15 protein-coding genes are annotated in these 16,069 nt (G+C 40.2%); 3 read left to right on the forward strand and 12 right to left on the reverse strand.

The window, feature by feature from the left end:
* Window positions 1-8 precede the first annotated feature (8 nt).
* From hutU to G6N06_RS13400, 3 genes are all read left to right on the forward strand, one after another.
* Window positions 9-2,003, forward strand: coding sequence for a urocanate hydratase (gene hutU, locus G6N06_RS13390; protein ID WP_163517380.1), 1,995 nt, complete (start codon window positions 9-11; stop codon window positions 2,001-2,003).
* A gap of 86 nt (window positions 2,004-2,089) precedes the next feature.
* Complete coding sequence (locus tag G6N06_RS13395) at window positions 2,090-2,620, forward strand: DUF4136 domain-containing protein (RefSeq protein ID WP_240338068.1); 531 nt, start codon at window positions 2,090-2,092, stop codon at window positions 2,618-2,620.
* 166 nt (window positions 2,621-2,786) lie between these two features.
* Window positions 2,787-4,454 (forward strand): SulP family inorganic anion transporter, encoded by a 1,668-nt coding sequence (locus G6N06_RS13400; protein ID WP_240338069.1) that lies wholly within the window; start codon window positions 2,787-2,789, stop codon window positions 4,452-4,454.
* 34 nt (window positions 4,455-4,488) lie between these two features.
* Here G6N06_RS13400 and G6N06_RS13405 read toward each other — a convergent pair whose 3' ends face one another.
* The 12 genes from G6N06_RS13405 to pcaF all read right to left on the reverse strand — a co-directional run bounded on the left by G6N06_RS13405 (window position 4,489) and on the right by pcaF (window position 15,972).
* A complete protein-coding gene (locus tag G6N06_RS13405) occupies window positions 4,489-4,731 on the reverse strand; it encodes a hypothetical protein (protein WP_163517268.1) in 243 nt (80 codons plus the stop codon).
* Window positions 4,732-4,792: 61 nt separating this feature from the next.
* Entirely contained in the window at window positions 4,793-6,877 is a 2,085-nt protein-coding gene (locus G6N06_RS13410; RefSeq protein WP_163517382.1) for an alpha-ketoacid dehydrogenase subunit alpha/beta, read from the reverse strand.
* Window positions 6,878-7,134: 257 nt separating this feature from the next.
* Window positions 7,135-8,481: a dihydrolipoamide acetyltransferase family protein gene (locus G6N06_RS13415; RefSeq protein ID WP_163517269.1), complete on the reverse strand. Its 1,347-nt coding sequence runs from the start codon at window positions 8,479-8,481 to the stop codon at window positions 7,135-7,137.
* Window positions 8,468-8,791: a GIY-YIG nuclease family protein gene (locus G6N06_RS13420; RefSeq protein WP_240338070.1), complete on the reverse strand. Its 324-nt coding sequence runs from the start codon at window positions 8,789-8,791 to the stop codon at window positions 8,468-8,470. Before G6N06_RS13420 ends, G6N06_RS13415 begins: the two co-directional genes overlap by 14 nt.
* 294 nt (window positions 8,792-9,085) lie before the next feature.
* Window positions 9,086-9,700, reverse strand: a complete 615-nt coding sequence (locus tag G6N06_RS13425; RefSeq protein WP_163517270.1) for an acyltransferase — start codon at window positions 9,698-9,700, stop codon at window positions 9,086-9,088.
* 107 nt (window positions 9,701-9,807) lie between these two features.
* Complete coding sequence (locus tag G6N06_RS13430; protein WP_163517271.1) at window positions 9,808-10,182, reverse strand: four helix bundle protein; 375 nt, start codon at window positions 10,180-10,182, stop codon at window positions 9,808-9,810.
* A gap of 68 nt (window positions 10,183-10,250) precedes the next feature.
* Window positions 10,251-11,003 (reverse strand): enoyl-CoA hydratase/isomerase family protein, encoded by a 753-nt coding sequence (locus G6N06_RS13435; protein ID WP_163517272.1) that lies wholly within the window; start codon window positions 11,001-11,003, stop codon window positions 10,251-10,253.
* Between the two features lie 49 nt (window positions 11,004-11,052).
* Window positions 11,053-11,349 (reverse strand): GIY-YIG nuclease family protein, encoded by a 297-nt coding sequence (locus G6N06_RS13440; protein ID WP_163517273.1) that lies wholly within the window; start codon window positions 11,347-11,349, stop codon window positions 11,053-11,055.
* 75 nt (window positions 11,350-11,424) lie between these two features.
* Entirely contained in the window at window positions 11,425-13,923 is a 2,499-nt protein-coding gene (paaZ, locus tag G6N06_RS13445; protein ID WP_163517274.1) for a phenylacetic acid degradation bifunctional protein PaaZ, read from the reverse strand.
* A gap of 163 nt (window positions 13,924-14,086) precedes the next feature.
* Window positions 14,087-14,419 carry a type II toxin-antitoxin system PemK/MazF family toxin gene (locus G6N06_RS13450; protein ID WP_163517275.1) on the reverse strand — a complete coding sequence of 111 codons (333 nt, stop codon included), beginning with the start codon at window positions 14,417-14,419 and terminating at the stop codon, window positions 14,087-14,089.
* Window positions 14,416-14,661, reverse strand: coding sequence for a ribbon-helix-helix domain-containing protein (locus G6N06_RS13455; protein WP_163517276.1), 246 nt, complete (start codon window positions 14,659-14,661; stop codon window positions 14,416-14,418). Before G6N06_RS13455 ends, G6N06_RS13450 begins: the two co-directional genes overlap by 4 nt.
* 96 nt (window positions 14,662-14,757) lie before the next feature.
* Window positions 14,758-15,972: a 3-oxoadipyl-CoA thiolase gene (pcaF, locus tag G6N06_RS13460; protein ID WP_163517277.1), complete on the reverse strand. Its 1,215-nt coding sequence runs from the start codon at window positions 15,970-15,972 to the stop codon at window positions 14,758-14,760.
* Window positions 15,973-16,069: the final 97 nt, after the last annotated feature.

Below are 16,069 nucleotides of genomic sequence, written 5' to 3' on the forward strand. Positions count from 1 at the left end.
GTACTTCCATTTCTTTTAAAGATCAGATATTAGAAGGCATCCCGAGTGTTTTACCTCCAGCAAAACCTTATGATGAGGCGATCAATCATGCCCCAAAACGCAAAGACATTTTATCTGATGAAGAAAAAAAGTTGGCTTTACAAAATGCCTTGCGGTATTTTGACCCGAGCCAGCATGCGGAATTACTCCCAGAATTTAAGCATGAATTAGAGACTTACGGCAGAATTTATATGTACCGTTTGCGTCCGGATTATAAAATGTACGCCAGACCTTTGGAAGAGTATCCTGCTAAATCAAAACAAGCAGCGGCAATCATGTTGATGATTCAAAACAATCTCGATTATGCCGTGGCGCAACACCCACATGAACTCATTACTTATGGGGGCAATGGGGCGGTATTCTCCAATTGGGCGCAATACCGATTGACCATGAAGTATTTGGCCGAAATGACTGATGAACAAACCTTGACCATGTACTCTGGGCATCCTATGGGGTTATTCCCAAGTCATAAAGAAGCACCTAGAGTTGTAGTGACCAACGGTATGATGATCCCAAATTACTCAAAACCCAACGATTGGGAGAAATTCAACGCCTTGGGCGTTACACAATATGGTCAGATGACTGCGGGAAGCTATATGTATATCGGGCCGCAAGGAATTGTTCACGGCACCACCATTACGGTTCTCAACGGATTTCGGAAAATAAATAAATCGCCAAAAGGAAGTTTATTTGTCACCTCAGGATTAGGCGGCATGTCTGGGGCACAACCAAAAGCGGGAACCATTGCGGGCTGTATTACGGTTTGCGCTGAAGTCAACCCGAAAATTACCCAAGTACGCTTGGATCAAGGTTGGATTGATGAAAGGATTTCAGATTTAGACCAACTTGTAGGTAGGGTGAAAACCGCAAAGGCGGATAAAGAAACCGTTTCTATTGCCTATTTAGGAAATGTTGTTGATGTCTGGGAAAAATTTGATCAAGAGAACATTGGAATCGATTTGGGAAGTGACCAAACCTCACTACATAATCCTTGGGCTGGAGGCTATTATCCGGTTGACATTTCTTTTGAAGATGCCAATGACATGATGGCGAATAACCCAGAGCTCTTCAAGGAAAAAGTACAGGAGACCTTGCGCCGACATGCTAAAGCAATTAACAAACACACAGCCAAAGGCACCTATTTTTTCGATTATGGCAATGCCTTTTTACTGGAAGCCTCACGAGCAGGCGCCGATGTGATGTCCCACAATCCAACATTAGGACGCGAGTTCAAATTTCCGAGTTATGTACAGGATATTATGGGTCCCATGTGTTTTGACTATGGTTTTGGGCCATTCCGTTGGGTTTGCACCTCTGGCAAGCCAGAAGATTTGGCAAAAACCGATCAAATTGCCTGTAAGGTTTTAGAAGAAATAAAATTAAACTCTCCTGAAGAAATACAACAGCAAATGGCCGACAATATCCAATGGATTAAAGGCGCTCAAGAAAACAAATTAGTGGTTGGTTCACAAGCCAGAATCTTATACGCCGATGCTGAAGGTCGCACAAAGATCGCTAAAGCCTTTAATGATGCCATTGCCCGAGGAGAAATTGGTTATATTGTTTTAGGACGCGATCATCATGATGTTTCAGGCACAGATTCGCCATACCGGGAAACTTCAAATATTTACGATGGCTCTCGTTTTACAGCAGATATGGCCATCCAAAATGTGATAGGTGACAGCTTTAGAGGAGCCACCTGGGTAAGCATCCACAACGGCGGCGGCGTTGGTTGGGGCGAAGTTATCAACGGTGGATTTGGTATGGTTCTTGATGGTAGTAAAGATGCCGAAAGACGCCTAAAGTCCATGCTTTTTTGGGATGTCAATAACGGTATTTCAAGACGTAGTTGGGCAAGAAATGATGAAGCCATTTTCGCAATAAAACGCGCCATGGAAGCCGAGCCTAATTTAAAAGTAACGCTTCCAAATGTTGTGGACAGCAATTTATTGAACTTAATTTAACCCTAAATAAAAATGCTATGAAAAATTTGAACAAATTTCAGGAACTCGTTTTTCGTTTTTTTGACCTGAGAAAAACGATATTAACAATGGCAACAATGACTCTGCTCCTCGTTGTAGCAACTTCCTGCAGTTCAGTAAGAGTTGCAGCAGATTATGACAAGAATGCAAATTTTAATGAGTATAAAACTTTTGCCTTTTTCAAAACTGGCATTGACAAAGCGGAAATCAGCGATCTTGACAAACGACGTATTTTAAGAGCTATTGAAAGTGAACTATTGGCTAAAGGCTACACAAAATCTGAAAACCCAGATTTATTGGTCAGCATTTTTACAAAATCCCGTGACAAAGTCAATGTTTACAACAGTGCCTACGGCTACGGTCCTTACGGGTACGGCTGGGGATGGAGTCCATATTATTGGAACACAGGCTATAATTCGGTTTCTACCTCTACAGAAGGCACATTGTATATTGACTTAATTGACGCCAATAAAAAGGAATTGGTATGGCAAGGCATGGGGGTTGGCTATTTATCGCAACGCATGGATAAAAAAGAAGAACGCATCAAGGAATTTGTCGCCAAAATAATGGAGAGATACCCTCCTGGATCACAACAGTAATCTTAGGTTAAATCAAGGAACTTAGGGCATTAAAACCCTATAGTGAAAATAAAATGTTGAAGCATCAATTTTAATTATTGGTGCTTTTTTTATGTTTAAAATCACCTAGCAAAACTAGCCTTCCATTCTAAAACCTTATATTTGCCCCCTTTTAAGTGCAAAAATTATGATGTTTAGCCAAACCAGAAAAAATTTCACCCAAAATCCTAAAAATGATATCCTTGCAGGTATTACCGTGTCATTAGCCATGATTCCTGAAGTTGTCGCTTTTGCTTTTGTGGCGCAGATTGACCCTTTGGTAGCCTTATCAGGTGCATTCATAGTAGGATTAATTGCTGCAATATTTGGAGGCCGACCTGGATTAATCTCGGGTGCTGCCGGTGCTGTTGCCGTTATTTTTGTAAATCTCGTTTCAGAAGGACATGAGAGAGGCATGTTATTTGACACCCCTGTTGAAAATATGGGCTACTTTTATTTGTTGGCAGCCGTCATATTAATGGGACTCATTCAAATAGGCGCTGGGGTATTAAAATTAGGACGCTTTGTTCGATTGATCCCGCATTCGGTAATGATGGGTTTCGTCAACGGATTGGCCATTGTGATTTTTTTGGCCCAAGTCCGCATGTTCTCCCACAAAGAATTAGAAATCGGAGCAGATGGTCTAAAGAGATACATAAACATTCCGATGCAGGGCTCTGAATTACACACCATGCTTGGGCTCGTTGGACTCACCATGGCTATTATTTGGTTGCTCCCTAAAATAACTACTAAAATACCCTCAGCCTTAATAGCAATTATCGTTACAAGTGGCGTAGTTATTTTTGGCGGATTAGATGTGAGCACCGTTGGCTCGTATATTATAGAAGGTGGTGGAGATGGATTGAAAGGTGAGCTTCCGACCCTCAATACGGAACTCTGGCAAAATCTACCTATCAATTTCGCAACGCTTAAATTCATTCTTCCCTACGCATTTTTAGCAGCTTCTGTAGGTCTGATCGAATCGTTAATGACCATGAACTTGGTTGATGAATTAACTGATACTCGCGGTAATGGAAATAGAGAATGTGTGGCACAAGGTGCTGGAAATATGGTCAGTGGTTTATTTGGGGGTACAGGAGGTTGTGGAATGATTGGACAAACCGTTATAAATATTAATGCTGGTGGTAGAGGACGTTTATCTGGAATTGCCATGGCATTAACGCTATTGACCTTTATTTTATTTACTGCGCAATATATTGAACAAGTGCCAATTGCCGCTTTAGTAGGCGTCATGTTTATGATGGTTATTGAAACATTTGCCTGGTCCAGCTTCAGGATTATTAGAAAAATTCCTGTTGCAGACGCATTTGTACTTGTCACTGTATCTACAGTAACCGTCATTTACGATCTTGCCATTGCCGTATTTATTGGAGTTATTTTATCTTCCCTAGTATTTGCCTGGAAAAATGCAACCATGATTAGAGCTCGCAAACGTATAAAAGAAGACGGTACAAAAGTTTACGAAATATGGGGACCTTTATTTTTTGGTTCTGTTCAAAATTTCAACAATAAATTTGATGTCAAGAACGATCCTCAAAATGTAGTCATTGATTTTGTAGAATCTCGTGTGAGTGATCATTCGGCTATTGAAGCCATATATAATTTGGTAAATAAATATGAAGCCGAGGGTAAAACGATTAGATTAAAGCATCTAAATGAAGACAGTAAAGTATTATTGCATAAAGCAAGTCCGAAATTTAAGGAAGTAATTATTGAAGACGTTGATGATCCGCGCTATTATTTAGCAGAAGATCCTGAAAAATTTACCAAACCCCTTTCGGAATACGATCTATAAAAAAAAGCGACCCATTTGAGTCGCTTTTTTTAAATTAATTATCGTCATTGTCAGTTTTATCCTTTATTTTGACATCGCCGTCATCATCAGTTTTAATTTTGACTTTTCGGTTTTCGGTTTCCATTTTAATTTTGTCGCCATCTTCACTGACATCAATATCAGCACCTTCATCTTGCATTTCATTTATGATTCTTTCCTTCTCAGTTTCTTCTCTGCAGGAAGTCAACGAAAAGGTCATAAACAAAGACATCGTTGACATAAAAATTATTTTTTTCATAATATGAGTTTTAATATTTAGTGTAAAACTATCATACTATCAACAGTCGTTTTGACTGTAATCAATAATTAAGTAACTCAATTATCTTTTGCTTCACCTTCTCGGTACTCGGAATCATAGTCTCCTCCAATATGGAATTCAGAGGAATAGCAGGCATATTCTCACTGCCAATAGTCATCACCGGCGCATCTAAGAATTTAAAAGATGCTTCCTGAATCTTGCCTGCCAAAGCCCTTGCAAACGAATTGTTTGAAGGCTCTTCAGTTACCACAAGACACTTTCCTGTTTTCTTAACGGAGGTCATAATGGTCTCTTCGTCTAAAGGAAACAAGGTTCTTAAGTCGATAATTTCAATTTGATCGCGCATGTCCAACTCACCAGATGCATTGTATGCCCAATGCACACCCATGCCGTAAGTAACAATAGTAATGGTCTCTTTATCTTCCTGTTTCCAAATTTCTTGAAGTACCCAAGCCTTGCCAAAAGGCAGCACATAATCTTCGCTTGGCTCAACAGATGTGGCGCCTTTAGTGCCCGGCACCTTGCTCCAATACAACCCTTTATGCTCCAAAATAACAACTGGATTTGGATCGTAATAGGCTGCTTTTATTAAGCCTTTTAGGTCGGCACCGTTGCTTGGATAAGCTATTTTAATGCCTCTAATATTAGTGACGATACTTTCCACTGACGATGAATGGTACGGACCTCCACTGCCATAAGCCCCAATTGGCACACGCAAAATCATGCTCACGGGCCATTTTCCATTAGATAAATAGCAGCTTCTACTGACTTCTGTAAATAATTGATTCAAGCCTGGCCAAATATAATCGGCAAATTGAACCTCAACGATTGGTTTTAGTCCAACAGCACTCATGCCAACGGTTGACCCCACTATAAAAGCTTCTTGAATTGGTGTATTAAACACCCGCTCATCTCCGAATTTTTGAGCTAAGGTTGCCGCTTCTCTAAACACACCACCCAAACGACCACCAACATCCTGTCCATAGAGCAAACATTCTTTGTGCTTTCTCATTAATTCTTCCACAGCAAACAGAGCACAATCGACCATGACGACTTTCTCCGCACCTTTTGGAGAACGCTCACCTTTTTCTTCAGTAATTGGTGTGGGTGCAAAATCGTGGGTAAATAAATCTTCTGGTTTGGGATCTGCGGCTTTTAGGGCCAGATTATAATCGCTCTCCACAGCCGTATGACATTCTTTTTCTATGGTTTCTAAATCATCATTTGAAAATCCATGGTCCAATAATTGTTGTTTCAACACTGGATAAGGATCCCGAGATCTGGCCTCTTCCAAATCATCACGATACCACTCCATTCGCACACCAGAGGTATGATGATTCAACAAAGGCACTTTAGCATGAACCAAAAATGGCCGACGTTCTGTACGAATGGTCGCAATCACTTTTTCAAGGGCTTCATAACTTTCGATGAAATTAGCACCATCAATAGTTATGGCTTCCAATCCTTTGAAACCTTTAGCATATTCAAAGGCATCTTGCGCTCTGATTTCAGCTGCATTGGCTGAAATATCCCATTCGTTATCCTGTACCAAATATAGGATGGGCAGCTTTTTCAAGACGGCCATTTGGAAGGCTTCAGAAACTTCGCCTTCGGTTACGGAAGCGTCGCCTAAGGAACAGACCACGATAGGTGCATTCCCCCGAAGAAGGGAATCTTCTGAATGAACAGATGTATCGTAATCATTGGAAAATTCATCTCCCTCAAGGATTGATTTTTTCGTTGCTTCGTTTTCTTCTTTAAAGAGATTACCGCCTTCGCGGTAATTAAACCCCATCGCGACACCTGTCGCCGGAATGGCCTGCATTCCAGTGGCTGACGATTGGTGCGGGATTTTAGGTTTATCAAAATCCCGTAAACTTGGATGTGCGTAATAGGTACGTCCTCCGGAAAATGGATCATCCTTTTTGGCCAACAATTGCAACATCAAATCGTATGGTTTCAATCCAAATGATAGCAACATCGCATCATCCCTATAATACGGAAATGCATAATCCTGTGGCAACAATTGCATGCCTAACGCTATTTGGATCGCTTCGTGGCCTCTTGATGTGGCGTGTACGTACTTGGATACTTGCTTGAAATTGGCTTCGTACAATTCGGACATAGCCTTGGCTGTACAAAGATGTTTAAAAGCTTTTTTCAATAGATCTTTACTTATATTTTTTGACACGAATTCTTTAATTTATGTTGAGACCTCACAAAACCGAAACGTCGGAATTAAATCTGTGAGATCTGCATTCTTACTATATTTTTCTATGTATCGTTTTAAAACCTTTCAGGTTTTGAAAACCTGAAAGGTATGGTGGACGATTTCGGATCAGACCTGATAGGTTTCTAAAACCTGTCAGGTCTTGTTCATATCTATATTTCTCTATTAACATCAAATTGCTCAAAGTAATCGGCAACGCGACGCACAAAACTACCGCCTAAAAAACCATCAACCACGCGATGGTCGAACGACAAGGACAAGTACATCATACTTCTAACCGCAATCTCATCGCCTTTTTCAGTTTCTATCACTTCAGGTCTTTTTTTGATGATACCCAAAGCTAAAATGGCCACTTCAGGCTGATTGATGATGGGTGTTCCCATCACACTGCCGAAAGTTCCTACGTTGGAAATGGTAAACGTACTGCCTTTAATGTCATCGGCTCCCAATTTGTTTTCTCTGGCTTTCTTAGCCATTTCATTGACTTTTTCAGCCAATGTTCTCAAATCTTTGGTATCTGCATTTTTCACTACAGGAACAATTAAATTCCCACTGGGTAACGCTGTTGCCATTCCTATATTGATATCTTCTTTAACGATGATATTATTCCCATCCACAGAGGCATTGATGTTTGGAAAATCCTTGACGGCTTTGGCGACGGCTTCCACAAATAATGGTGTAAAGGTTAATCGCTCGCCATATTTTTCTTGAAAAGCTTCCTTATTAGCGTTTCTCCAGTTGACCATGTTGGTCATATCGGCTTCCACATAAGCGGTGACGTGAGGCGATGTGTGTTTCGAATAGACCATATGATCGGCAATCATTTGGCGCATCCGGTCCATTTTGATGATTTTACCTTTACCTTTTTCAAAATTCAATTGTGGAATTCGGTAAGCCGTTGGATCTTGCATTACAGGTTGTGCAAACTTATAAGGTCTTCCCTCCTCAATATAATTGAAGACATCGCTTTTTCGTAATCGTCCCTCATGTCCAGTTGCTGGAATTCTCGCCAACTCTTCATAGCTGATATGTTGTTCCTTTGCTATTTTTAGGATTAGCGGTGAGAAGAAATGGTTTGAAGTTGAATCCCGATAACTATCGGGAGAAAATGAAGTTGACGTTTTTTGCTTTAAAGAAGCTTTCGTCATCTCTTGTTTTTTTGACGTTTGCTTTGTTTTTTCTTTAGAAACTTCAGATTGAGAAGGAAGAACATCTTTCTTATCAGAAGTTATGTCTTCCGAAGCTTCAAAAATTGCAATGATTTCACCAACCGGAACAACATCTTTTTCTTTAAATAATGTTTGTATTAGTGTCCCAGATTTTGGCGCTGGAACTTCGTTGTCGACTTTATCGGTAGCAACTTCCAAAATGATATCGCCCTCTTCAAATGAATCACCTTCATCGATGAGCCAACTGATGATGGTACCTTCGGTGATGCTTTCGCCCATTTTGGGCATCCTTAATTCCCACGAAATTGGGAATCTCTTATTTTCTTTCATTTCGATAATTATTAAAATCCAAATTCCAGTTCATACTCAAATCCATCCAGCTTGGATTCATACTTTCAATCAGTTGTATTTTCCAATCACGTTTCCATTTCTTCATCCTTCTTTCTCTTATTAGAGCTTCCTTATCATTGTCATATATTTCAAAATACACCAATCTATCACAGTTATATTTTGCCGTAAATGATTCCTGGTAAATCTTAAGCTTATGTTCTTTTACTCTTTGATCAATATTATTAGTTACACCCACATAAATGACACCTTGTGGCTTATTAGACATGATATAGACGAACCATGATTTCATTGCTTTATGCTTTAGATTCCTGCCTCCGCAGGAAGTTGGTTAATTCCCACGAAAGTGGGATCTCTTTTCTTTACTCATTGTCCTTTATTTTTAACCAAGAAGATTTGAACACTACTGGTTATCAAAATTTCGTTAATATTCTCGTAACTGCGTTAAGGATTGAGGCATTGTTGGAGCTCCTCGAAGAGAGCGACTGCCGAAAGCCTGACCCGTTAGGGTAACGCCAAAAAACCTCATATTATGCACTTTACCTTTTTCATCTATGCTATTCACCAAATCAAGATGCTTGAGCATTTAATCACGAGATTCCTGCTTTCGCAGGAAGTGTTCTCGAAGCGTTTTATAAACATCTTCCTGTATTTTCATATGCTTTGGAACTTCCCTCAATGGCTCCACTTCTCTTAAGCTCTCATGACAATCGGTTGGTAATTGCTGATAGAGCTGTGTCCCTTTGGTTTTCCATGCAATCATTTCGTCACTGACTTCTTTAATCACTTTTGCCGGATTTCCAACTACCAAGCTTCGCTTTGGAATAATGGTTTCTGCCTTAACAAAACTCATAGCTCCAACGATACTTTCATCGCCGATTTCAGCATCATCCATAATCACTGAATTCATCCCAATCAGGCAATTTCTACCCAAATTAGCCCCGTGAATAATCGCACCATGACCAACATGAGCGCTTTCTTTTAAGGTGATCGATTTGCCTGGAAACATGTGAACCGTGCAATTTTCTTGAACGTTGACGCCATCCTCCAGAATAATCTGTCCCCAATCGCCTCTAATGGCAGCTCCCGGACCGATATAACAATTTTTGCCGATGATGACATTTCCTGTTACCGCCGCTAAGGGGTGCACGAAACTACTTTCGTGAACGACGGGGGTGTATCCTTTGAATGAGTAGATCATAGAGGGTAGCCTTTAGTGATTAGAGGGTAGTTAATAGTGGGTAGAGGGTAGTTTTCAGTGGGTAAAATATAATTCCTATTTATTATTATCATCTTGTTATGTTCTGCTTAAGACTTTTTATTTCTTAAATGTTTCATTAATGCGGACAGCATTTTATTAATCTCAACAAGTAAAGACCTATTGGTTTCACTTTGCTCAAAAGTTATATAATTACGCAAATATGCTTTTGTCGTTGCTGCAACACATTCCATAGAACTATCCCTAGCAATTCTTAAATAATTCAGAAAACTTGCATCTGAACTACCAGAACCTTCTGCGATATTAAAAGCAATGGAATCGGCTGCCCGTGCAAATTGGGCTGACAATCTATAATCTTCAATTTTAGGAAAATGATTAATCTGCTCATGAACTAATTCGCCATACTCTATAGCTTTTTGATACACTTTTAAATCCTCGAAATTAAAATGATATTTACTTTCCATAGACAATATATTTTAGCATCTTGTTATTAGAGCCACTAATCTCTACCCTCTAACAACTACCCTCTAAATCATTTATATTCTTTGAGTTTCTCCTTCGTAAACTCGCTCAAGACCAATCGCCCGCTAATTTTTGCACGTTGCAACAGCAGTTGATCCCAATCTTCGGTACCTCGCCAAAACATCGTTTTCATTTCGGCCATGGCTTTTGGATTGTAACTGCACATGGTTTCGGCGAATGTTTTTACAGCATCGTCCAATTGTTCAACAGAATCGAATACGTGGGTAAACAACCCTTTTTGCATGGCCCATTCCGCGGTATAAAAGGTATTGGCGTCCATGGCTATTTGTGACATTCCACTTAAGCCCAATTTGCGTTGTACTGCAGGCCCAACCACAAACGGTCCGATGCCAACATTCAGTTCGCTTAATTTGATTTGGGCATATTTAGTTGCCATACAATAGTCGGTGGCTGATGCCAGTCCGACACCTCCACCAACGGTTTTTCCTTGAATACGACCGATGATGAATTTTGGACATTTTCGCATGGCATTAATGACGTTCGCGAAACCCGAAAAGAATATCTTTCCAGTTTCCTCATCGTTGATAACAACAAGTTCGTTGAAACTTGCACCTGCACAGAACGTTCTATCGCCCCCGCTCTGCAGGACGATGACCTTGATATGATCGTCTTCACCAGCAGAATGAATGGTTCTTGCCAATTCTGACAATAGATTTCCGGGTAAGGAGTTTTGGGCAGGATGGAAAAATTCGATATATCCTACTCCGTTTTTGTTTTTTAGTGTTACGTATGGCTCTTTCATCACGCTTGCGTGTGTTCCCGTGAAAACGGGAAACTCATTTAATTATTAATTATAAATTATCGTATAAATCCAACCAGTTCGGATTCAATTTCTCTATCAATTCAATTTTCCAAGCTCTATTCCATTTCTTTAATTGGACTTCTCTCAATTTTGCATCACTTTCTGTATCATAATTTTCAAAGTAAACGAGTTTATTCAAATTATATCTCGCTGAAAAAGTACTTGGATGAACTTTGTTCTTATGCTGATATATTCTCTTCTTTAATCGTTTTGATTCTCCTATATACAAAACACCATTTGGTTTATTCGTAATAATATAAACGCTCCATGTTATATTTTTCTCCATAAAAGCAAAACTCTCTAATTAAACTTTTATTTAAGAGACACCCGATTTCTCGGGTGCTTTGAACAGTTTGATCTTTTATAAAAGATCAAACTGTTCAAAGTGATGGTTAAGGTGTTTCCTTTCCAACAAGTACGATTCATAACGATTCAACTCCCCAAAAACCAGATTTTTCAGTTTTGCTTCTGGATGTTCCTTGAAAAACTCCAAATACTTTTCTCTTTGTTCCTTGAATTTTTGTTTCGCCGTCTCCAAATCTGGATATTTTAAATCTTCGAGTTTGTCTTTATCGAGTAATGGAAAATTCGTGTTTCTTGGAAACTTCTCATAGGTATAAAGACTCGCATGAATTTTTTCCAATATCTTTTCCGGTGTTGTGACATCAAAATCCTGAATCTCACCTGAAGCGATTTTGTAAGTATATTCCAGATGCTCCAACATGTGCTGTGGGGTCATGATGCCCCATTTTGGCTTCATGTCTGGCATTAACTTTGAAAGCAATTCTTCGATTTTATCATCGGTCATTTCTACAAAAACCTCTTGTTTTTTTTGAACCATGGTCAAAATTGTAGCGACGGCTACCAATTCATCTTCTGAATCAAAAACCTCAACAAACCATTTTACAATCCCACTTGGATGTTCTGCGGAAGCGACATCTCTATCCACTTTTTGCTTACAGGTCAATCGCACATAAATCGTATCGTTATGATATAATGGGCGTAAGAATCGACAGTCTTCCAATCCGTAATTTGCGGCTACAGGTCCTTTATTTGGATAGACAAATAACCCAGCAGCAGCGGCAATGATGAAATAACCATGGGCAGTTCGTTTTTCAAAAATACTTCCGTCCAAAGAGGTGATGTCTGTATGTGCATAAAAATGGTCCCAAGTAAGATTCGAAAAATTGATAATATCCGTATCAGTAAGGGTTCGTTTATGGGTTTTTAACGACATTCCAGGTTGGATGTCCTCCCAATGGTATTTGAAAGGATGCTGCTCGGCTTCAATATATTTGGCATTAGCTTGATAAATTCCAGTGATTTCCGTCAATGTTGTTGGTGATCCTTGAATAGCGGTACGCTGTAAGTAATGTTTGATTCCTCTTACACCTCCCATTTCTTCACCACCTCCAGCACGTCCTGGACCTCCATGTACTAAGTTTGGCAATGGCGACCCATGCCCTGTACTTTCCTTTGCCATTTCACGATTGATGACTAAAATCCGTCCGTGATGACTTGCCGCATTGACCACATATTCTTTGGCAATTTTATCGTCGAAAGTTGCAATAGACGATACTAGTGAACCTTTCCCCATTTGGGCCAAGGTAACAGCTTCTTCTATATTATTATAAGGCATAATGGTGCTCACTGGACCAAAAGCTTCGGTTTCGTGCACCGATAAGTTTTTAAATGGGTTGTCTTCACGCAGCAAAATCGGACTTAAAAACGCTCCTTTTTTGGAATCAGCGCCGATGGTATCAATCTTGTCCAAATCGCCATAGACAATACTAGCGGTTTTGGCCAATTCCTTCACCCGATTCCTAACTTCCGTTACTTGATCCCTGCTTATCAATGCACCCATTCTTACGCCCTTAAGTCTCGGATCGCCGATAGTGACCTTGTCCAAGGCTTTTCCTAAGGCAATCTGAACTTCATCGACCAAATCTTGCGGTACGATAATTCTACGGATTGCCGTACATTTTTGCCCGCATTTGACCGTCATTTCATTTCTGACTTCTTTGATAAACAAATCAAATTCAGGTGTTCCAGGAATGGCATCTTTCCCTAAGACAGAAGCATTCAAAGAATCGGCCTCCATATTAAATGGCACGGACTCTTCTATGATACGTTTATGCGATTTTAGGAGTCGCCCGGTGGTTGCAGACCCTGTAAAAGTCACCACATCTTGAGATTCGACCGTATCTAAAATTGTTCTGGCTGATCCTGTGATTAATTGTAACGCACCTTCTGGAAGAATGCCCGAGGCTATAATTTCACGCACAACAGCTTCCGTTAAAAACGAACCATTTGTTGCAGGTTTAACAACTGCGGGAACACCTGCCATCCAATTGGAGGCGCATTTTTCCAACATGCCCCATACGGGGAAGTTAAAGGCATTGATATGAACAGCCACCCCGCGTTTTGGCACCATGATATGATGTGCCATAAACCGTCCGCCTCGGGACAAATCGATAGGCTCTCCTTCTACATGATAGGATTGGTTAGGAAATAATTTTCTTAGGGACGCGTTGGAAAAAAGGTTACCGAATCCGCCTTCAATATCAATCCAACTATCCATTCTGGTTGCGCCAGTTCTATAGCTTAATTCGTAAAAGGCTTCCTTTTTTTTGGTAAGGTACAAAGCGAGACTTTTCAACATATTCCCACGTTCTTGAAAGGTCATTTTACGCAGTACTTCGCCGCCTTTGGTTCTTCCGTAGTGGAGAATTTCAGCAAAATCCAGTCCTTGAGTGTCTGAAAGCGCAACGACTTCGCCAGTGATGGCATCGTACATCGGAGTACCTTCTCCTTTCCCTTCTATCCATTGTCCTGTGACGTAATTTTGTATTTTTTTCATCCTATCACAACCCTTTCCAAAGGAAAGGGCTTTTTTTAGTTAAACTTCTTTACTTATATATTTATAATTCTGTTCAAACCTTACAGACCCCAATCCAAAATTCTCTGAAAAGCCAGGTCTTTTCATTCAATACCGAAAATTAAAATAAACACAATATTCAATTTTATAATCGTAAAATATCATCAAGTGTTTTTTTTATTTCTAAAACAGTTTCTTCTGAAATAATTCCTATTTTCTTCTTAAAGCGCAATTTCGAAAGCGTTCTAACTTGAAAAACCAAAATTTCCGACGGCAATTCCAAACCATTAATTTTATCAGGTTTCAAAATGGGATTTCCTTTATAATCTTTGATTGAGCTGGTTAACGGGCATACAATTGCCAAATCAGATTTTGAATTCATCAAATTCCCACTAATAATAACTACTGGTCTATTACCAGCCTGTTCACTGCCCTTTATTGGATCGAAATAAACACTCCAAATTTCACCCTGTTTCATTTCTTCTCCAGATCCTCTAAAATCCTGACATAATCTTCCAAGCCTTCCTCTGCAATTAACAGCATTTCTGGGTCCTTTGCAGCACGTTGAAAAGATTTGGCATATTCAGCACGCTTGATTTGGTCTAAATAATATTCCAATGCTTTCTCTATAATTTTGTTCTTCGGTAGCTTAAGTTTTTTTGCCGTGTCAGCAAGCTCTTTAAGCAATTCGTCCGGTAATGACGATGTAAATGTTGCCATTTTATATTTGTTTTATATAAATATAGAAAATATTTATTGATTAATAGTTCAACTTTCACCAATGAGATTAGCTACGCTGAACCTAAAGGTTTCCTGCTACGCAGGAATTCGTTCGATAATAGCAGCGTACCCCTGTCCAACCCCAATACACATTGTAATCAAAGCATATCTTTTTTCCGTTTCTCTAAGCTCCAGTGCAGCAGAATATGCCACTCGAGTTCCCGTTACACCGAGCGGATGACCAATGGCAATGGCCCCTCCGTTAGGGTTCAATCTTGGATCGTCATCTGCCAATCCCCATGCTCTGGTGCACGCCAAAGCTTGTGCCGCAAAGGCCTCATTGAGTTCGATGATGTCCATATCGTCCATCGTCAAACCTGCTTTTAGTAATGCCTTATTAGAAGCTTCCACTGGACCGATGCCCATGACTCTTGGTTCGACACCAACCACTGCTGAACTTACAATTCTCGCCAATGGTTTCAAGTTGTATTTTTTTACAGCTGCTTCAGAAGCGATAATCGTTGCGGCCGCACCATCGTTCAGTCCTGAAGAATTTCCAGCGGTGACGCTTCCTTCTTCAGCTTTGAATGCCCCGCGCAATTTTCCTAAAACTTCTAAAGAGGTATTCGGTTTTACAAATTCATCTTTTGAAAACAGAATGGGATCTTTCTTTCGTTGAGGAATTTCAACAGTCATGATTTCTTTAGCTAAACGTCCGTTTTCTTGGGCTTTAGCTGCTTTCATCTGACTCCAACAAGCAAACTTATCTTGATCTTCTCGAGAGATCTTATATTTCTCCACTAGATTTTCAGCAGTTTGACCCATACCATCGGTTCCATATAATTTTTGCATTCTCGGATTGACAAAGCGCCAGCCAAAACTCGAATCGTACATTTTAGCATCGGTTCCAAAAGCACTGGATGGTTTGGCTACTACATACGGTCCGCGGGTCATGTGCTCCACACCTCCGGCAATAAACACGTCGCCGTCACCTGCTTTTATGGCGCGATTGGCCTGAATGATTGCCGATAGTCCTGAACTGCATAAGCGGTTGACCGTTTCACCTGGAACAGTAAATGGCAATCCCGCCAATAACAAAGCCATACGCGCCACATTTCGGTTGTCCTCTCCGGCTTGGTTGGCACAGCCCAAAATGACATCGTCATAAGCCTCCTTTGGAATGTTTGGATTCCGTTTGACAATTTCTGCTATGACCAAAGCTGCTAAATCGTCAGTTCTTACTGCAGATAAAGTGCCTTGATAACTTCCTATTGGAGTTCTGATTCCGTCTATGATATATGCTTCTTTCATAAGCTTATGTCATTCCCGCGAAGGCGGGAATCTTTTCTTTTGTTTTGTTATTAATTTCCAAACCTACAAGGTTCCGATATTCCTGCCTTCGTAGGAA

It is taken from the genome of Gelidibacter japonicus (assembly GCF_010725055.1).
In the GTDB taxonomy this organism is placed as follows: domain Bacteria; phylum Bacteroidota; class Bacteroidia; order Flavobacteriales; family Flavobacteriaceae; genus Gelidibacter; species Gelidibacter japonicus.